This is a genomic window from Lentzea atacamensis (genome assembly GCF_003269295.1).
Classification (GTDB): Bacteria; Actinomycetota; Actinomycetes; order Mycobacteriales; family Pseudonocardiaceae; genus Lentzea; species Lentzea atacamensis.
The window spans coordinates 1,142,418-1,160,786 of sequence record NZ_QLTT01000002.1; the positions used below are offsets into that span (position 1 = coordinate 1,142,418).

Annotated in this window: 12 protein-coding genes; 8 read left to right on the forward strand and 4 right to left on the reverse strand. The window is 69.5% G+C overall.

Annotation, left to right across the window (positions count from 1 at the left end; all coding sequences use genetic code 11):
- The first annotated feature begins 44 nt into the window (after positions 1-44).
- From hutH to C8D87_RS14700, 6 genes are all read left to right on the forward strand, one after another.
- Positions 45-1,550: a histidine ammonia-lyase gene (hutH, locus tag C8D87_RS14675; RefSeq protein WP_112226966.1), complete on the forward strand. Its 1,506-nt coding sequence runs from the start codon at positions 45-47 to the stop codon at positions 1,548-1,550.
- A complete protein-coding gene (gene hutU, locus C8D87_RS14680; RefSeq protein WP_112226967.1) occupies positions 1,550-3,190 on the forward strand; it encodes a urocanate hydratase in 1,641 nt (546 codons plus the stop codon). The genes hutH and hutU overlap by 1 nt, the downstream gene beginning before the upstream one ends.
- Complete coding sequence (locus C8D87_RS14685; RefSeq protein WP_112226968.1) at positions 3,190-4,359, forward strand: allantoate amidohydrolase; 1,170 nt, start codon at positions 3,190-3,192, stop codon at positions 4,357-4,359. Before hutU ends, C8D87_RS14685 begins: the two co-directional genes overlap by 1 nt.
- Entirely contained in the window at positions 4,356-5,633 is a 1,278-nt protein-coding gene (locus C8D87_RS14690) for a formimidoylglutamate deiminase (protein WP_112226969.1), read from the forward strand. The genes C8D87_RS14685 and C8D87_RS14690 overlap by 4 nt, the downstream gene beginning before the upstream one ends.
- Complete coding sequence (hutI, locus tag C8D87_RS14695; protein WP_112227095.1) at positions 5,630-6,763, forward strand: imidazolonepropionase; 1,134 nt, start codon at positions 5,630-5,632, stop codon at positions 6,761-6,763. The genes C8D87_RS14690 and hutI overlap by 4 nt, the downstream gene beginning before the upstream one ends.
- A gap of 67 nt (positions 6,764-6,830) precedes the next feature.
- A complete protein-coding gene (locus tag C8D87_RS14700; RefSeq protein ID WP_146231714.1) occupies positions 6,831-7,709 on the forward strand; it encodes a hypothetical protein in 879 nt (292 codons plus the stop codon).
- Between the two features lie 121 nt (positions 7,710-7,830).
- Here C8D87_RS14700 and C8D87_RS14705 read toward each other — a convergent pair whose 3' ends face one another.
- The gene (locus C8D87_RS14705) at positions 7,831-9,006 is read right to left on the reverse strand and encodes a S8 family peptidase (protein WP_112226970.1); all 1,176 of its coding nucleotides are present in this window, start codon (positions 9,004-9,006) and stop codon (positions 7,831-7,833) included.
- Between the two features lie 264 nt (positions 9,007-9,270).
- On the opposite strand from C8D87_RS14705, the gene C8D87_RS14710 reads away from it, so the two are divergent.
- Both C8D87_RS14710 and C8D87_RS14715 read left to right on the forward strand, forming a co-directional pair.
- Positions 9,271-10,263 carry an aldo/keto reductase gene (locus C8D87_RS14710; protein WP_112226971.1) on the forward strand — a complete coding sequence of 331 codons (993 nt, stop codon included), beginning with the start codon at positions 9,271-9,273 and terminating at the stop codon, positions 10,261-10,263.
- Positions 10,264-10,617: 354 nt separating this feature from the next.
- Positions 10,618-12,807, forward strand: coding sequence for a hypothetical protein (locus tag C8D87_RS14715; protein ID WP_146771706.1), 2,190 nt, complete (start codon positions 10,618-10,620; stop codon positions 12,805-12,807).
- 10 nt (positions 12,808-12,817) lie between these two features.
- Here C8D87_RS14715 and C8D87_RS14720 read toward each other — a convergent pair whose 3' ends face one another.
- From C8D87_RS14720 to C8D87_RS14730, 3 genes are all read right to left on the reverse strand, one after another.
- Positions 12,818-13,000 (reverse strand): DUF6104 family protein, encoded by a 183-nt coding sequence (locus C8D87_RS14720; protein WP_109639288.1) that lies wholly within the window; start codon positions 12,998-13,000, stop codon positions 12,818-12,820.
- An 82-nt stretch (positions 13,001-13,082) separates the two neighbouring features.
- Positions 13,083-16,760 carry a multifunctional oxoglutarate decarboxylase/oxoglutarate dehydrogenase thiamine pyrophosphate-binding subunit/dihydrolipoyllysine-residue succinyltransferase subunit gene (locus C8D87_RS14725; RefSeq protein ID WP_109639289.1) on the reverse strand — a complete coding sequence of 1,226 codons (3,678 nt, stop codon included), beginning with the start codon at positions 16,758-16,760 and terminating at the stop codon, positions 13,083-13,085.
- Between the two features lie 328 nt (positions 16,761-17,088).
- On the reverse strand, positions 17,089-17,928 hold the full coding sequence (locus C8D87_RS14730) for a hypothetical protein (RefSeq protein ID WP_112226973.1): 840 nt from the start codon (positions 17,926-17,928) through the stop codon (positions 17,089-17,091).
- Positions 17,929-18,369 lie beyond the last annotated feature (441 nt).

Here is an 18,369-nt window from a genome sequence, read left to right on the forward strand (position 1 = left end):
GCTCCGGGGTCGCTGAGTCGGCCCTGGAGCGCTGTGATGTCTGCATGCGACAACCGGTGGAGCTGGGTCCCAAGCCACTGACCCTCGAGGACGTGCACGCCGTCGCCCGCGACGGAGCCCCGGTGGTGATCACCGAGGCGGCCCGTGAGGCGGTCACCACCGCCCGCGGCCACATCGAACAGCTCGCCACGGCCGAACGCCCCACCTACGGCGTCTCGACCGGGTTCGGCGCGCTAGCCGTCCGGCACATCCCGCCGGACCGCCGTGCCCAGCTGCAGCGGTCGCTGATCCGCTCGCACGCCGCCGGTTCCGGTCCCGAGGTCGAGCGCGAGGTCGTCCGGGCGCTGATGCTGCTGCGGCTGCGCACCCTCGCGACCGGCCACACCGGCGTCCGGCTGTCCACTGTGGACGCCATGGCGGGCATGCTGAACGCCGGCATCACCCCGGTGGTGCACGAGTTCGGCTCGCTGGGCTGCTCCGGCGACCTGGCCCCGCTGTCGGCCAGCGCGCTCGCGTTGATGGGCGAGGGCATGGTCCGCAACGCCCGCGACGAGCTCGTCCCCGCAGCCGAGGCACTCGCCGAAGCCGGCATCGAACCGGTGCAGCTGGCGGAGAAGGAAGGCCTCGCGCTGATCAACGGCACCGACGGCATGCTCGGCATGCTGTCGCTGGCGATCGCGGACCTCACCAGGCTGCTCGACATCGCCGACCTCACCGCCGCGATGAGCGTCGAGGCACTGCTCGGCACGGATCGGGTCTTCGAACCGGAGCTGCACGCGCTGCGCCCGCACCCCGGCCAGGCCGTCTCCGCCGCGCGGATGCTCGCGTTCCTGCGCGACTCCGAGATCGTCGCCTCGCACCGCGGTCCCGACTGCACTCGCGTGCAGGACGCGTACTCGCTGCGCTGCTCCCCGCAGGTGCACGGCGCGGCCCGCGACACGGTCGCGTACGCGGCGACGGTGGCCGACCGCGAGCTGTCGTCGGTGATCGACAACCCCGTCGTGCTGGCGGACGGCCGGGTCGAGTCGAACGGCAACTTCCACGGTGCCCCGGTCGCCTACGCGCTGGACTTCCTCGCCATCCCGCTCGCGGACGTGGCCTCCATCGCCGAACGCCGCACGGACCGCATGCTCGACGTCTCGCGTTCGCACGGCCTGCCGCCGTTCCTCGCCGACGACCCCGGCGTCGACTCCGGCCACATGATCGCCCAGTACACCCAGGCGGCGATCGTCTCCGAGCTCAAGCGCCTGGCCGTGCCGGCGTCCGTCGACTCGATCCCGTCCTCCGCGATGCAGGAGGACCACGTGTCGATGGGCTGGTCCGCAGCCCGCAAGCTGCGCAAGGCCGTGGACGGCCTGACCACCGTGCTGGCCATCGAACTGCTCACCGCCGCGCGTGCTCTCGACCTGCGCGCGCCCCTCAAGCCCGCCCCCGCGACGGCCGCCGCCGTGGCGAAGCTCCGCGAGACGGTCCAGGGCCCCGGCCCGGACCGCCACCTCGCACCGGAGATCGCCGCCGCCGAGGCCCTGATTCGAAGTGGAGCCCTGTAATGGTTGTTCGCGCTGATCGAGGTACGTCGCTGACCGCGAAGCAGTGGTCGACCGAGGCCGCGCTGCGGATGTTCCACAACAACCTCGACCCCGACGTCGCCGAGCGCCCCGAGGACCTCGTCGTCTACGGCGGCACCGGCAAGGCCGCCCGCGACTGGCCGTCGTTCGAGGCGATTTCCCGCGAGCTCGCCGCGCTGGAGGCCGACGAGACGCTGCTCGTGCAGTCCGGCCGTCCGGTCGGCGTCATGCGCACGCACGAATGGGCGCCGCGCGTGCTGATCGCGAACTCGAACCTGGTGCCGGACTGGGCGAACTGGCCCGAGTTCCGCCGCCTGGAGGCCGAGGGCCTCACGATGTACGGGCAGATGACCGCCGGTTCGTGGATCTACATCGGGACCCAGGGCATCCTGCAGGGCACCTACGAGACGTTCGCCGCGGTCGCGAACAAGCGCTTCAACGGCACGCTGAAGGGCACGTTGACGGTCACCGCGGGACTCGGCGGCATGGGTGGCGCGCAGCCGCTCGCCGTGACGATGAACGAGGGTGTCGCGCTGTGCATCGAGGTCGACCCGCACCGCGCCCAGCGTCGCCTGGAGACCCGCTACCTGGACGAGGTGGCTGCGGATCTCGACTCCGCTGTTGAGCGCGTGCTCGCCGCGAAGGCTGCCGGTGAGGCCGTTTCCGTCGGTGTAGTGGGCAACGCGGCGGAGATCCTGCCCGAGCTGCTGCGTCGCGAGGTCGCGGTCGACATCGTGACGGACCAGACCTCCGCGCACGACCCGTTGGCGTACCTGCCGATCGGTGTCGCCCTGGAGGACTGGCAGGACTACGCCGCCTCCAAGCCGGAGGAGTTCACCGAGCGGGCGCGGGCGTCGATGGCCACGCACGTCGAGGCGATGGTCGGGTTCATGGATCGCGGCGCCGAGGTGTTCGACTACGGCAACTCGATCCGCGGCGAGGCCCAGCTCGGCGGCTACGACCGCGCGTTCGCGTTCCCCGGCTTCGTGCCCGCGTACATCCGGCCGCTGTTCTGCGAGGGCAAGGGCCCGTTCCGCTGGGCGGCGCTGTCCGGCGACCCGGCCGACATCGCTGCCACGGACCGCGCGATCCTCGAGCTCTTCCCGGAGAACGAGCAGCTCGCCCGCTGGATCAAGATGGCGGGCGAGCGCGTCGAGTTCCAGGGCCTGCCCGCGCGCATCTGCTGGCTCGGCTACGGCGAGCGGCATCTGGCCGGCCTGAAGTTCAACGAGATGGTCGCCTCCGGCGAGCTGTCCGCGCCGATCGTGATCGGTCGCGACCACCTCGACTGCGGCTCCGTGGCCTCGCCGTACCGCGAGACCGAGGCGATGGCCGACGGGTCCGACGCGATCGCCGACTGGCCGCTGCTCAACGCCCTGGTCAACACGGCCTCGGGTGCGACGTGGGTGTCGATTCACCACGGTGGTGGTGTGGGCATCGGGCGTTCGATCCACGCCGGTCAGGTCACGGTCGCGGACGGCACCGAGCTGGCCGCGCAGAAGATCGAGCGCGTGCTGACCAACGACCCCGGGATGGGTGTCATCCGGCACGTCGACGCCGGGTACGACGAGGCCAGGACCGTGGCTTCCGCCAAGGGCGTGCGCATCCCGATGGAGGGCTGATGCTCGACCAGATCGCGGACGTGGGGCGAGACCTCAAGCGCGGTGGCTACTCCCGCCACGCCTACGCCAAGCCCGAACTGGAGCTCCGGCACTGGTTCGTCGAGCAGGCCGTCAAACGCGGCCTGAACGTCGAGACCGATCAGAACGGCAACCTCTGGGCCTGGTGGGGCGAGCGCGGCGACAACGCGCTCGTCACCGGAAGCCACCTGGACTCCGTTCCCGGCGGTGGCGCCTTCGACGGCCCGCTCGGCGTCACGAGCGCCCTGGAAGCCGTCGATCTGCTGCAGGCCAAGGGGTTCACGCCCGGCAGGCCGTTCGCCATCGCGGTCTTCGCCGAGGAGGAGGGCGGCCGGTTCGGTGTCGCGTGCCTGGGCTCCCGCCTCCTCACCGGTGCGATCGAGGCCGGCAAGGCGCTCAACCTCAGGGACCCGGACGGCATCACGCTCGCCGAGGCCATGAAGGCCGCCGGCTACGACCCGGACCTGGTCGGCGAGGACGCGAGGACCCTGGGCCGCATCGGCCAGTTCGTCGAGCTCCACGTCGAGCAGGGTCGCGGCCTGACGGTCCCGGTCGGCGTAGCGTCCAGCATCCTGGCGCACGGCCGGTGGCGCTTCACGTTCAGCGGCGAGGGCAACCACGCCGGCGCCACCCTGATCGAGGACCGCAGGGACCCGATGCTCCCGGCGTCACAACTCGTCCTGGCAGCCCGCAAGGCTGCCAGGGACGGCGGGCGTGCCACCGTGGGGAGGCTCGTCCCCAACCCCGGTGGCACCAACGTCATCGCGTCCACTGTGGACGTCTGGCTGGATGCGCGCGACACCGATGACGCGCGTACCCGTGCCATGGTCGCGGAGATCTCCGAGGCAGCCCACAAGGCTGCTGAGGAAGAAGGGTGCGAAGTGGTCATCACCGAGGAGTCGTACGGCGACACGGTGTACTTCGACAGCCGGCTGCGCGACGACATCGCGGGAGCGCTCGGCGGTGTTCCGGCGTTGCCGACCGGTGCGGGGCACGACGCGGGCATCCTCGCCGCGCACGTGCCGACCGCGATGCTGTTCGTGCGCAACCCCACCGGCGTGAGCCACGCGCCGGAGGAGTTCGCCGAGCAGGCCGACGTCGACGAGGGCGTCAAGGCGCTGGCCGCGACGCTCGAACACCTCGGCTCATGAACTTCTGGTGCGAGCGGGCCTGGCTGCCCGGCGGGCTCGCCGAACGCGTGCTGATCAGGGTCGAGGACGGCAGGATCGCGAGCGTGTCCACAGTGGACACCATTCCGCTGGGCGTGCGGCGGCTGTACGGCGTCGTCGTGCCGGGCTTCGCCAACGCCCACTCGCACGCGTTCCACCGCGCGCTCAGAGGTCGCACGCACGACGGTGGCGGCACGTTCTGGACGTGGCGCGAGGGCATGTACGCGCTCGCGTCGAAGCTGACCCCGCAGTCGTACTACCGCCTGGCCCGTGCGGTCTACGGTGAGATGGCGCTCGCCGGCGTGTCAGCCGTCGGCGAGTTCCACTACGTGCACGACAGGTCGAACGAGTTCGGCCACGCGCTGCGCGAGGCGGCGAAGGACGCGGGCATTCGCCTCACCCTGCTCGACACCTGCTACCTCGCGGGCGGCATCGACCAGCCGCTCAACGAGGTGCAGCAACGCTTCTCCGACGGCACGGCCGAAGCGTGGGCGAGCCGGGTGGGTGAGCTCAAGTCCGACGACGTGATGCGGGTCGGCGCCGCGATCCACTCCGTTCGCGCGGTCCCACGCGACGAACTGCGCGTGGTGGCACAGGCGTTTCCGGACGCGCCGCTGCACGTCCACCTCTCCGAGCAGCCCGCGGAGAACGAGGCGTGCCTCGCCGCCTACGGCCTCACTCCGGCCGGGCTGCTGAACGAGGCCGGAGCCCTGTCGCCGCGCACCACGGCGGTGCACGCCACTCACCTGACGCCGGAGGACATCGCGCTGCTCGGCGAGTCCGGCACTGGTGCGTGCTTCTGCCCGACCACCGAGGCCGACCTGGCCGACGGCATCGGCCCGGCCCGCGAGCTCGCGGACGCGGGGAGCCCCATCTCGCTGGGCAGCGACCAGCACGCGGTCATCGACCCGTTGCTGGAAACCCGTGCGCTGGAACACAACGAGCGCCTCCGCACGGGCCAACGCGGCCGGTTCTCGCCGCAGGAACTGCTCGAAACCGCCACCCGGCACTCCGCACTGGGCCGGCCGGAGGCGGGACGCATCGAGCCGGGCGCGCCGTGCGACCTCGTGGCGATCAGCTGCTCGACACCGCGCACCGCGGGTTCGTTGCCGCAGCAGGTGTTCCTGTCGGCGACGGCGTCCGATGTGGACACCGTGGTGGTCGGCGGCCGGGTGGTCGCCTCCGGAGGAGTGCACGAGACTCTGGGAGACGTCGGCAGGCTGCTGGCGGACGCGATCGAGGAGCTGTGGGCATGAGCGTGCTGATCACCGGCATCGGTGAGCTGACGACGAACAGCGAGGCGGCCGGCGACGCGCTGATCGTCGACGGTGAGCAGATCGCCTGGGTGGGACAGGCGTCCAGCGCTCCGCCCGCTGACGAACGGATCGACGTCGAAGGCCGCGCGGTGCTGCCCGGCTGGGTCGACAGCCACACCCACCTGGTCTTCGCGGGTGACCGCACCGCCGAGTTCGCCGCCCGCATGGCCGGAAAGCCCTACACCGCGGGCGGTATCGCCGTCACCGTCAACGCGACCAGGCAGGCCACCGACGCCGAACTGGCGGAGGTCGTCCGCAAGCACGTCGCCGAGGCGTTGAAGCAGGGCACCACGTTCGTGGAGACCAAGACCGGCTACGGCCTGAACGTCGCCGACGAGGTGCGCTCGGCCCGCATCGCCGCCGAGCACGTCGACGAGGTCACGTTCCTCGGCGCGCACCTCGTCCCGCCCGGCGAGGACGCGGACACCTACGTCGACCTGGTCCGCGGCGAGATGCTCGACGCCGTCGCGCCTCTCGTGCGCTGGGCGGACGTCTTCTGCGAGAAGGGCGCCTTCGACTACGACCAGTCGAAGGCGGTGCTCGTCGCCGCCAAGGACAAGGGCCTCGGCCTGCGCGTCCACGGCAACCAGCTCGGCGAGGGCCCCGGCGTGCGGCTTGCCGTGGAGCTCGGTGCCGCGTCCGTCGACCACTGCACCTACCTGTCGCAGCAGGACATCGACGCGCTGGCGTCGTCCGGCACGGTCGCCACGCTGCTCCCGGCGTGCGACCTCTCGACCCGCCAGTCGCTGCCGCCGGCCCGGGCGCTCCTGGATGCGGGCGCCACGGTCGCGCTCGCCAGCAACTGCAACCCCGGTTCGTCCTACACCTCGTCGATGGCGTTCTGCGTGACGACAGCGGTCCTGCAGATGCGGATGAGCGTCGAGGAAGCGGTGTGGGCGGCAACTGCGGGTGGCGCACGAGCGTTGCGTCGCGACGATGTCGGCGTCATCAGGCCTGGTGCGCGCGCTGACCTCCACGTTCTGGACGCGCCTTCGATCACGCATCTGGCGTACCGGCCGGGCGTTCCGTTGACGCACTCGGTGTGGCAGCGGGGTGAACGAGCCATTTGAGACCGGCGGCTTCTGACCCTCCGTGTGGGCCTACTGGCGGAGGGTGTCGCCGCCGTACGGTGCTGGCGTGGTGGACTTCGCGGAGGCGCTGACCAAAGCCGTCGACAACAGCGGTCTCAGCCTCGAACGCATCCAGCACCACCTGGCCGCCCGCGGCATGCAGGTGAGCCTCTCGACGCTCAGCTACTGGCGCCGCGGCCGCAGCCGTCCGGAGCGCCCCGAGTCGTTGAAGGTCGTCACCGCGCTGGAGGAGCTCCTCGACCTCGGCGAGGGCTTCCTCACCGACCGGCTCGGCGACAAGCGGCCGCGGGGCCGGTGGGTCGGGCAGGCGATGTCCCTGGAGGACATGTGGGACTCGCGGGCCACCGACCTCGGCGAGGTCATGGCGCGGATCGACAGGGCACCGGCGGCGTCGACCTACCTCAGCGTGCGCGACCGGCAGGTGATCGGGCCGGACCGGCGTGAGGTCGAGATGCACTGCACCGGCATCGTGCAGGCGCTGGACGACGGCGTCGACAGGTTCCTGGCCATCCAGCTCGCCGACCCCGCGGACCTCGGCGTGCCGTCGATCGAGACGGGTGCGCCGTGCCGGCTGGGGCGGGTGCGCGGCGAGGACGCCACGGGGTTCCTCGTCGCGGAGATCCTGTTCGACCGGATGCTCAGAGCGGGGGAGACGGCGCTCGTCGACTACCGCGTGCGGATGCGGCCCGGTGCGGACAGCGAGGTCTGCGACAGACGGTTCCTGCGGCCGGTCGGCGAGTACGTGCTGCAGATCGACTTCCACCCGGACGCCGTGCCCGCGCGGTGTTACGCGTTCACCCGGCCGTCGTTGCAGGAGCCGGAAACCGCGCTCAACGACCTGTGGATCGGAACCACCGCGTCGACGCACATCCACGTGCGGAACTCGAAGCCCGGAATCTATGGAGTGCGGTGGGAGTGGGACTAGCTCCCACTCCCACCGCGCGCGCCCCCAGTCGATCGACGTTCCGGCCGAGCCGCATTCGGCGGAGCGTCAAGGGCGCAGGATGGCCGTCACCGGTGCAGGGAGGCCGGTTCCGGCGTGCTTGCTAGACCTTCAGCAGCAGGTTCGGTGAACCCGTTTTGATGTCGGTCAGCTTGTTCGGCGTGGCCGCGCGGACGAGCGCGTCGCGCACCTGGGCGGGCGTCGCGTTCGGGTTGGCGTTCAGGTAGAGCGCCGCCGCGCCCGCGACGTGCGGGGAGGCCATCGACGTGCCACCCATCGAGCGGGTGCCGGTGTCGTTGCTGTGCGAGGCCGAGACGATCTCGCTGCCGGGCGCCCAGATGTCCAGGCAGCTGCCCCAGTTCGACGAGCCCGACGTGTAGATCGACCGCTTGTCGTTGCGGTCCGACGCGCCGACCGTGATCGCCTCGGGCGTGCGGGCCGGGGTGAAGTTGCACGCGTCCTGACCGCTGTTACCGCCCGCGAGCACGTACGTGAAGCCCGCGGTGATCGAGCGCCGCACGGCGTTCTCCAGCGAGCTGTTGGAACCGCCGCCACCGAGGCTCATGTTGACTACGGCGGGCTTCTTGCCGTTCGCCGTCACCCAGTCGATGCCGCGGATGATGCCGTCCCAAGCGCCGCTGCCGTCGCAGCCGAGCACGCGGACACCGACGACCTTGGCCTTCTTCGCGACGCCGTACGTCTTGCCCGCGACCGTGCCGGCGACGTGCGTGCCGTGGCCCTGGCAGTCCTGCGCGACGGCGTCGTTGTCGATGAAGTCGTAACCGTCTGACGCGCGGGTTTCGAATTCGGAATGCGTTTTCCTGATTCCGGTGTCGAGAACGTACGCCGTCACGTTGGAGGCCGTGTTCGGGTAGGTGAACTTCTGGTCCAGCGGAAGATTCGCCTGGTCGATCCGGTCGAGGCCCCACGTCGGGTTCGACTGGGTGTCCTGGATCGTCGCGACGGTGTTGCGTTCGACGAACTCGACGTCCGGGTCGGCCGCGAGCCGCCTGGCCTGGCGCTCGGACATCCCGGTGACGGAGAAACCGTTCAGCGCTGCGCTGAAGGTGTGCCTGACCGAGCCCTGGTAGTGGGACGCCAACGCACTGGCAGGGGTGCGCGCGCCGTCCTTGAGCACCACGATGTAGCTGCCCTCGACCGCCTGCGCGCCCGCACCGGGCAGCACAGCCTCCTCGGCCATCGCGGCAGGCGCCCACATCGCCGTGGAAGCGATGCCGAATGCCGCCGCGATGGCGACATGACGCCGTAGTCGTGCCATGGGTTCCTCCTGGCAGGGAATGAACTGGGGAACACGACGAAACTAACGTGGGATGTGGGCCGGATAACAGGTTCGAAACTTCAGTTCTCAATACTGTCAAAACTGTGGCGAGCCTCGGTTTGTGCGCTCGCCGTGCCGGTGTTGACTCTCATCGAGTTCCCGCCGGCAGGGGAGAAAATCTGGCCGTCAACCACTGTCGAATCTGTGGCGAGCTGGAGCAGCTCCACGTGGCACAATGCCGCCCCGCGAGGCAGGGTGGAAGGTATGGAGTACACCCACCTCGGCCGCAGCGGCCTGTCCGTCTCCCGCCTGTGCCTCGGCACGATGAACTTCGGTCCCGAGACGTCCGAGGCCGACAGCCACGCGATCATGGACCGCGCCCACGAACACGGCCTGAACTTCTTCGACACGGCCAACGTCTACGGCTGGAAGCAGGGCGAGGGCGTCACCGAGCAGATCATCGGCCGCTGGTTCGCCCAGGGCGGCAACCGTCGCGAAAAGACGGTCATCGCGACCAAGCTCTACGGCAGCATGGGGGACTGGCCCAACGCCAACAAGCTCTCGGCGCTGAACATCCGCCGCGCCGCCGACGCCTCGTTGAAGCGCCTGCAAACCGACTACATCGACCTCTACCAGATGCACCACGTCGACCGGGACACGCCGTGGGACGAGATCTGGGAAGCCTTCTCCGTGCTGCGCCAGCAGGGCAAGGTCATCTACTTCGGCTCGTCGAACTTCGCGGGCTGGCACATCGCCCAGGCCGCGGAGGCCGCCCGGACCCGCGGGTTCCTGGGCCTGGTGTCCGAGCAGTCGATCTACAACCTGATGACCCGCTGGGCGGAGCTGGAGGTGCTGCCAGCGGCGAAGCACTACGGCCTGGGTGTGATCCCGTGGTCACCGCTGCACGGTGGTCTGCTGGGCGGCGTTCTGCGCAAGCAGCGTGAGGGTGGCGGCTCCCGCAGCTCCTCCGGTCGTGCGGCGGACGCGTTGGAGAAGCACCGCGACACGATCGATGCCTACGAGAAGCTCTGCGCGGAGTTGGGCGAGGACCCGGCGAACGTCGGTCTCGCGTGGTTGTTGCACCAGGACGGTGTGACGGCGCCGATCATCGGGCCGCGGACCGCGGAGCAGCTGGACAGCTCGTTGCGCGCCGCGGAGTTGAAGCTGGACGCGGAGGTGCTGGGCAAGCTGGACGAGCTGTTCCCGGCGCCCGGTCCCAACGGTTCCAAGCCGGCCCCGGAGGCCTACGCCTGGTGAGGCTCTGCCGGTGAGCACCTGGTGGTGCTCACCGGCACACCGTTGCAGTCCCTGGTCGAACGCGATCTCGCCCCTTTCCCGCGTAGCAGTGGAATTCGGACAAGCGCAATTCTGATGTGTCCACGTGACGGGGAATTGTTGCAAAGCTGCCCGATGTTTTGAGCCCTCCCTTGGCGTGTGTCATTCCGGCGCTCGGTGACGGCAAGGAGCCGTTCAACTGACGATCCGCCGTTCGCGTCAAGCCATGTAGCTTGATCGACGTCCGATAAGCGAGAGCGCATCGAATGGGCGAGAGCGCATCGAATGTTCGGACTCGACTTGGGGGCTGTTGTGTTCTCGCGCGGTTTTCGTACCGTGCGCGCACCGTTCGCGGTGTGCGTGGTGACCACGGTGCTCGCGTTGTTTCCGTTGATCCACATCCAGACGTTCTACTTCTGGGATGACAGTGCCGCGGTGTTCGTGCCCGGCTGGTACCACATCGGCACCGAGCTGCTGGCCGGGCGGTTTCCCGCGCTTTCACCGGACATGTGGCCCGGCGGCAACATCGCGGCCGAGGCCCAGCTCAGCCTGTGGAACCCGATCATGCTGGCCAACCACGTGCTGGTCGCGCTGATGCCCGACGTGGCGGTGGCCGCCACAGTGGTCAAGATCGAGTTCATGGTGCTGATGGCACTCGGCGTCTACCTGCTGTGCCGCGAGTACGGCGCACGCCAGTGGCCGTCGGCGACGGTCGCGGTGCTGCTGCCGTTCGCGGGCTTCACGCTGTACTTCGACGCTTCCGCGTGGGCGATCAGCATGATCTCCTTCGCCTGGATCCCGCACCTGTGGTGGGCGGCCCGCAAGTGCGCGGACGGCAGGCTGAACCCGGTGGTCCCGGTGTTCTTCGGAATCATGGCGATGACCTGCGGTAGCCCGTACGGCGCGTTGGGCGCCGCCGCGGTGGTGGCCTCCGTGCTCTTCGAACGGGCGGTGCAGCGCAGCTGGTCGTCGTGCGTGCGACTGCTGCTGATCGGCGTGGCGATCGCGATGTCCGCCGTGGTCGTCTACGTCCCGCTCGTGCTCGCGGGCGAGGTCTCGTTCCGCGGCGACCGGTCGATCACCAACACCGGCTTCATGGTGGCCGCGCTCGGCGACCTGCTGAACCTGAGCTCGCCGACGTACACACCGAACGAGGCGTCGATCAACGGCCTGCGCCTGATGGTCCCCTACGCGTTCCTCGGCTGGTTCGTCCTGCCACTGCTGCCGTGGCTGCGGTGGTCCGCGGTCCGCGCGAACCTGCGGGCGAGGTTGGCGCTGTTCGCGTTCTGCGTCGGCTACGCGCTTTTCGCCACCGGTCCCGGTCAGGTGTGGCTCTTCCGCTGGCCCATGCGGGTCGTGGACTACGTGTACCTGCCGGTGTGCGTGTTCGTGGCGCTCGCGCTCTCGGCGGGCCTGCGCGCCGACCGGGTGCGCCGTCGTGCGTTCGGTACCGCGGTCCTGATCGGCATCCAGGCCGTGCTCGCCTTCTCCGCGACGCCGGAGCAGGCCGGGCGCCATGCCGCTGCCGCGGTGATCCTCGCCGGCCTGTCGGCGTCCGCGGTGTTCGTCGCCCTGCACCGGGAACGACTGCTGCCCGTCGTGCTGACGCTGGGCACCGCCGTGGTGCTCTTCGCACAGCTGACCTGGTACCCGATCAACGCGTCGTTCACCGCCTATCGGTTGCCGCACAACGTCCAGCAACTGCGCGACCGGTTCGCGGGGTACGAGGGCAACACGTTCACCGTGTCCCACGTGTCGCCGGGTGACCCGCACACGCATCCTGACGGTCTGTGGCGCGACATGCTTGTCGGCAGCATGTACGAGGTCGCCGGGGTGACGAGCCTGAACTCCTACACCGGCATGGGTTACGCGCCCCTCAACAACGGCCTGTGCATGCACCCGTCCGGCGCTACCTGTCCCGAGGCGTTCCACCGCCTGTTCGCGGTCGACCCCGAGACCGGGGTACCGGTCGCCGACCTGCTGCGAGTGCAGAACGTGGTGGTGCGCAACGGTTTCGTGCCCAACGGGGAAGCCGACGAGCCGCCCGCCGGCTGGCAGGTGCTCTCACGCGACGAGCACGCGACCGTGTTCCGCCGTGCCGCGCCGCTGCCGTGGCCGCAGGGCCGGGTGTCGTGGACCTCGCCCGGCCTCGAAGTTCTCGACGACCGCCGGCAACCGAGACGCCCGGACGAGGAGATCCACTACCGGGGCGAGGGCACGGTAACCCTGGCCGCGCTCGCCTGGCCGGGCGTGACCGCCTCTGTCGACGGGAAGGACGTGCCGGTGCGGCGCGGTCCGATGGGCATCATCACCGTCGACCTGCCGAAGTCCAGCGACGGCGCGACGCTGCGACTCGGGTTCTCGCCTCCCGGGTTCTCCTACGGGATCCCGTTGCTCGCGGGTGCAGTGCTGCTGGGTCTGCTGCACGGTCTGGCGTACCGGATGAAGCGCCGCAGGCGGCCCGATGAGCTCGCGAGCACCACCGGGCCCGCACCCGCGCCACGTGATCTGGTCACCACTCGCTAGCGAGGCTTCATCAGTCCTCGAAGTCGTCCTCGTCGTCGCGCGCCAGGTAGGTGGCGAGCCGTTCGACGGCCGTCTCGAAGTCCGGGTTGGCATCGACGAACGAGCGGAGCTTGTCGGCGAGCCACGCGAGGGTGACCTCCTCCTCGCCGCGCCGCTTCTCGAGCTCTTCGATGCCGCGATCGGTGTGGTACATGGCAGAAACTCCTGTGTGGGCTGAGAAAACGAGCCGCCGGACCCTGTTCAGGGCCCGGCGGCTCGTCTCGGTCAAACGGTGATCACTCGAAGGCGCGGGTGATGATCTCGCGCTGCTCGACCTCGTGGACCTTGCTCGAGCCGGCCGACGGGGCGGCCATCGGACGGCGCGACACGCGGCGGACGGTGCCCAGGTGCTCGGGCAGCAGCTCCGGCAGGGCCAGGCCGTAGAACGGCCAGGCGCCCTGGTTCGCCGGCTCCTCCTGCACCCAGCGGACGTCCTTCGCGTTCGGGTAGCGCTCCAGGGTCTCGGTCAGCTTGCGGGCCGGGACCGGGTAGAGCTGCTCGACACGCACGATCGCCACGTCGCCGCCGCCGCGCTTCTCGCGCTCGGCGTGCAGCTCGTAGGAGATCTTGCCGCTGCACAGCAGGACCTTCGTGACCGCGTTCGGGTCCTTGATCGTCGGGTCGTCGATCACGGACTGGAAGCGGTCGTTGATGAACTCGTCCGTCCCGCTGACCGCGGCCTTGAGACGCAGCATCGACTTCGGCGTGAACACCACGAGCGGGCGGTCGACGCCGTCGAGGGCGTGGCGGCGCAGCAGGTGGAAGTAGTTCGCCGGGGTCGACGGCACCGCGACGGTCATGGAGCCCTCGGCGCACAGCTGCAGCCAGCGCTCGATGCGGCCCGACGTGTGGTCGGGGCCCTGGCCCTCGTGGCCGTGCGGCAGCAGGATCACGACGTCGGAACGCTGACCCCACTTGGCCTCACCGGACGAGATGAACTCGTCGATGATCGGCTGCGCGCCGTTGACGAAGTCACCGAACTGCGCCTCCCACAGCACCAGCGCCTGCGGGTTCGCGACCGAGTAGCCGTACTCGAAGCCGAGCGCGGCGAACTCCGAGAGCACCGAGTCGTAGACCATGAACTTGCCCTGGTCCGGCGACAGGTTCTGCAGCGGCGTGTACTCCTCGCCGGTCTTGCGGTCGATCAGGGTCGCGTGGCGCTGCACGAACGTGCCGCGGCGCGAGTCCTGGCCGGCCAGGCGGATCTTGCGACCCTCCAGCGCGAGCGAGCCGAACGCGAGCAGCTCGGCGAACGCCCAGTCGATGCCGCCCTCGCGCGCCATCTTCGCGCGGCGCTCCAGCACCGGCTTGACGCGCGCGTGCGGCGTGAAGCCCTCCGGCAGGTTCACGTGGGCGTCGGCGATGTGCTCCAGCACCTCACGCGTGATGCCGGTGGGCAGCTTCGCCGGGACCTGCTGCTCGGCCTCCACCGACGGGCTGACCGTCACCGGGTGCTTCTCGAGCTCGCGGACCTCGTTGAAGACGTGCTCCAGCTGGCTGGAGAAGTCCTGCAGCGCCTTCTCGGCCTCTTCGACCGTGATGTCGCCGCGGCCGATCAGGGCCTCGGTGTAGGTCTTGCGGACCGAGCGCTTCTGGTCGATCACGTCGTACATCGCCGGCTGCGTCATCGAGGGGTCGTCGCCCTCGTTGTGGCCGCGGCGGCGGTAGCAGACCATGTCGATCACGACGTCCTTGTGGAACGCCTGGCGGTAGTCGACGGCCAGCTTCGCGACCCAGTAGCAGGCCTCGGGGTCGTCACCGTTCACGTGGAAGACCGGCGAGCCGATCATCTTCGCGACGTCGGTCGAGTACTTCGAGGACCGCGAGTGCTCCGGCGCGGTGGTGAAGCCGACCTGGTTGTTGACGACGATGTGGACCGTGCCACCGGTGCGGTAGCCGCGGACGAGCGCGAGGTTCAGCGTCTCGGCCACGACACCCTGGCCCGCGAACGCCGCGTCACCGTGCAGGGCGACCGGCAGGACGGGGAAGAAGTCGCCGCCGCGGTCGATCAGGTCCTGCTTGGCGCGCACGATGCCCTCGAGCACCGGGTCGACGGCCTCGAGGTGCGACGGGTTCGCGGTCAGCGACACCTTGGTCTCGCCGTCACCGAACATGCGGAAGTACTTGCCCTCGGCACCGAGGTGGTACTTCACGTCGCCGGAGCCGTGCGCCTGGCCGGGGTCGAGGTTGCCCTCGAACTCGCGGAAGATCTGCGAGATCGGCTTGCCGACGATGTTCGCGAGCACGTTCAGGCGGCCGCGGTGCGGCATGCCGATGACGACCTCGTCGAGCTCGTGCTCGGCGGCCTTGTCGAGCACCGCGTCGAGCAGCGGGATGACGGTCTCGCCGCCCTCCAGCGAGAAGCGCTTCTGGCCGACGTACTTGGTCTGAAGGAACGTCTCGAACGCCTCAGCCGCGTTCAGCTTGCTGAGGATGTACTTCTGCACGGTGGCCGGTGGCTTCTCGTGCGGAACCTCGACGCGCTCCTGGATCCACTGCCGCTCTTCCGGCTCCAGGATGTGCATGTACTCGACGCCGACCGTGCGGCAGTACGAGTTGCGCAGCACGCCCAGGATGTCGCGGAGCTTCATCCGCTCCTTGCCGGCGAAGCCGCCGACCGGGAACTCGCGGTCCAGGTCCCACAGCGTGAGGCCGTGGCTCAGGACGTCGAGGTCCGCGTGGCTGCGCTGGCGGTAGTTCAGCGGGTCCGTGTCCGCCATCAGGTGACCGCGGGTGCGGAACGCGTCGATCAGCTCGATCACGCGGGCGGTCTTGTCGACAGCGCCCTCTGGGATGTCGGCGACCCAGCGGATCGGCTCGTAGGGCAGCCGCAGCGACGCGAAGATGTCGTCGTAGAAGCCGTCCTCGCCGAGCAGCAGCTGGTGCACGCGCTTGAGGAACTCGCCCGACTCCGCGCCCTGGATGATGCGGTGGTCGTACGTGCTGGTCAGCGTGATGATCTTGCTGACGCCCATGTCGGTGAGCGCCTGCTCGCTGGTGCCCTGGAAGTGCGCGGGGTACTCCATGGCGCCGACACCGATGATCGCGCCCTGACCGGCCTGCAGCCGCGGCACCGAGTGGTTCGTGCCGATGGTGCCGGGGTTGGTCAGCGAGATCGTGGTGCCGGAGAAGTCGTCGGTCGTGAGCGAGCCTGCCCGAGCCTTGCGGATCAGGTCCTCGTAGGCCTGCCAGAACTGCGTGAACGTCATGTTCTCGCAGCCCTTGACCGACGCGACCACCAGCGTGCGCTGGCCGTCCTTGCCGGGCAGGTCGATCGCGAGACCGAAGTTCACGTGCTCCGGCGTGACGACGAACGGCTTGCCGTCGACCTCGGCGTAGTGCCGGTTCATGTTCGGGTAGGCCTGCAGCGCCCGCACCACCGCGTAGCCGATGACGTGCGTGAAGGAGACCTTCCCGCCGCGCGTCCGCTTCAGGTGGTTGTTGATGACGATGCGGTTGTCGGCCAACAGCTTGGCGGGCACGGCGCGCACGCTGGTCGCGGTCGGAACGGTGAGCGACAGCTCCATGTTCTTCGCGATCGCGGCGGCGGCACCGCGCAGCTGCTTCTGCTCGGGCTGCGCGCTCTGCGTGACCGGCTTGGCCTTCGCGGCCTGCTGGGGCGCGGGCTTGCCGGTCTGCGGCAGCGTGGCCGCGGGCTTGGGCTGTGCGGCCGGCTTGGACGCGGCGGGCGCTGCCTTGCCGTTGTCGGCGGCAGGCGGCGTCACGGTGGCGGTGGCCGTGGAGCCACCCGCGCTGGCCGTGGCGGTTCCGTTGCCGCCCGCACGCTTGTAGTCGGCAAAGAAGTCATGCCATGCCGGGTCTACGGATGACGGGTCCGCGAGGAACTGCTCGTACATCTCCTCGACGAGCCACTCGTTCGGCCCGAATTGTGACGCAGGACTGCTGCTGGACACGGCTGGCGCTCGCCTCTATCCATCTCGCTCTTGGTGTTGACTCATGCGGTAGTCAGGCTAGTCCCCCTGGCCCGGGCCTTCACACGCTGGAGGCATCTGGCAAGGAGTGCTCTGTCACAGGATCGATCAGGACGGGCCCGTCGTCACCCGTAGTTGAGCAATTCTTGATGTGCGTCTCACTACGTCCCCCTCTCTTTCGGGCAATGCCCACGGAGCCGTTGGACGGGCATACGCACCGAGTGCAGTGATCAGTTCACGATAGGTACAACAACCGCATCCCGCCGATTGATCCTGCCGACCAGGCCGGCCGATCTTGCCCGGCTCCCGGTCAGGCCAGTGAACGCTCGATCGACGCGGTCATGGCTGTCACGAACTCCTCCCTGGTCCGTTCCGGTGTCCGGTCCAGCGACAGGTACGGGTTCAGGTCCTCCAGCTCGACCAGCAGCAGGTCTCCCGACTGCGTGCGGCACGCGTCCACGCGCTGGATGCCGTGGTCGAGGCTGTTCCAGTCGATGAACGTCTGCGCGAACTCCAGATCCGCGGTGGTGGGGGTGTACCAGGTGAGCTCCCAGCGGTGGGCCGGGTCCGGTGCGTGCAGGGCGTACTGGAAGTCGTGGTCGACGAAGTAGAACGACACCTCGTACCGGAAATCGATCTTGGGCTGGATGAGGACGTCGGCGTTGTCGATCGCTTTGTCCGCGAGCCTCGCCGGCAGGGCGTCGCGGGACACGAACTCCAGGCCGTGGGAGTCGGCGCCGGTTTTGGGCTTCACGACGTACTCGTCTGTCCGTGGGAGGCGGTCCAGGTGTTGCGGGGAGTCGATCGTGGGGATGACCGGGTAGCCCTCGACGGTCAGGTCGACCAGGTACTGCTTGCCTGCCATGTCGGCATTGCCGGTCAGCGGGTTGTAGACGCGTTGGCCGGTGGTCCTGGCCTGCTCCCGGAAGTGGCGGTAGGCCTCCGGGTAGTCGATCACCGGGCCGCTGTTGCGGATTACGGCGGTGTCGAAGCCGGCCATGAGTTGCGCGGCGTCTGTCGGGTGGCAGATGGCCAGGTCGAAGGTCTTGCGGAGCTCTGAGGTCAGGTAGATGTCCTCGTCGCAGTAGCGCCTGCCCTTGGCCGGGTAGGTCAGGTCCGAGACGTAGAGGACGGTGGGGCGGGACGGCATGACGTGGGCTCCTTGACCTGGCTGGTCCGGGGAGTTGGTTTCTACGTCATGGGGTGGGGCGGTGACGAGGGTTCGTGGCGGGGGCCACGGTTGGCGACCGCGCGGGGTCGGCTTGTGGTGGGGTGCGCCAGGTGGCTCAGGTCGCGTTGCGAGTGTGGGTGCGTTGGTCGGGTTCGGCTTGTGGTGGCGGGTTTCGGTTGGCCACCTGTCCGGGGTCGGCTTGTGGTGGCGGGCGCCCGTTGGCAACCGCGCGGGTCGGCTTGGGCGGGCTGGCGCCGGTTCGCCTGCGTGCGTGGGCACGTCGGGGCGGCCGGGTTGCCGGACTACCGCGTGCGCGGCGGTGCAATGCCCTGTCCGGCTCGGCTTCGCCTTCGCGGTCGGGCAGCCAGGCTTCGCCTGCGCCGCGAGTTGGGGGTGGGGCTGCGCGGCTCGGCATCGCCG

What these genes read in the sequence shown, in the direction of transcription:
- hutH (WP_112226966.1), top strand. Translation starts at nt 45, where the DNA reads ATGCGACAACCGGTGGAGCTGGGTCCCAAGCCACTGACCCTCGAGGAC.
- hutU (WP_112226967.1), top strand. Translation starts at nt 1,550, where the DNA reads ATGGTTGTTCGCGCTGATCGAGGTACGTCGCTGACCGCGAAGCAGTGG.
- C8D87_RS14685 (WP_112226968.1), top strand. Translation starts at nt 3,190, where the DNA reads ATGCTCGACCAGATCGCGGACGTGGGGCGAGACCTCAAGCGCGGTGGC.
- C8D87_RS14690 (WP_112226969.1), top strand. Translation starts at nt 4,356, where the DNA reads ATGAACTTCTGGTGCGAGCGGGCCTGGCTGCCCGGCGGGCTCGCCGAA.
- hutI (WP_112227095.1), top strand. Translation starts at nt 5,630, where the DNA reads ATGAGCGTGCTGATCACCGGCATCGGTGAGCTGACGACGAACAGCGAG.
- C8D87_RS14705 (WP_112226970.1), bottom strand. Translation starts at nt 9,006, where the DNA reads ATGGCACGACTACGGCGTCATGTCGCCATCGCGGCGGCATTCGGCATC.
- C8D87_RS14710 (WP_112226971.1), top strand. Translation starts at nt 9,271, where the DNA reads ATGGAGTACACCCACCTCGGCCGCAGCGGCCTGTCCGTCTCCCGCCTG.
- C8D87_RS14720 (WP_109639288.1), bottom strand. Translation starts at nt 13,000, where the DNA reads ATGTACCACACCGATCGCGGCATCGAAGAGCTCGAGAAGCGGCGCGGC.
- C8D87_RS14730 (WP_112226973.1), bottom strand. Translation starts at nt 17,928, where the DNA reads ATGCCGTCCCGCCCCACCGTCCTCTACGTCTCGGACCTGACCTACCCG.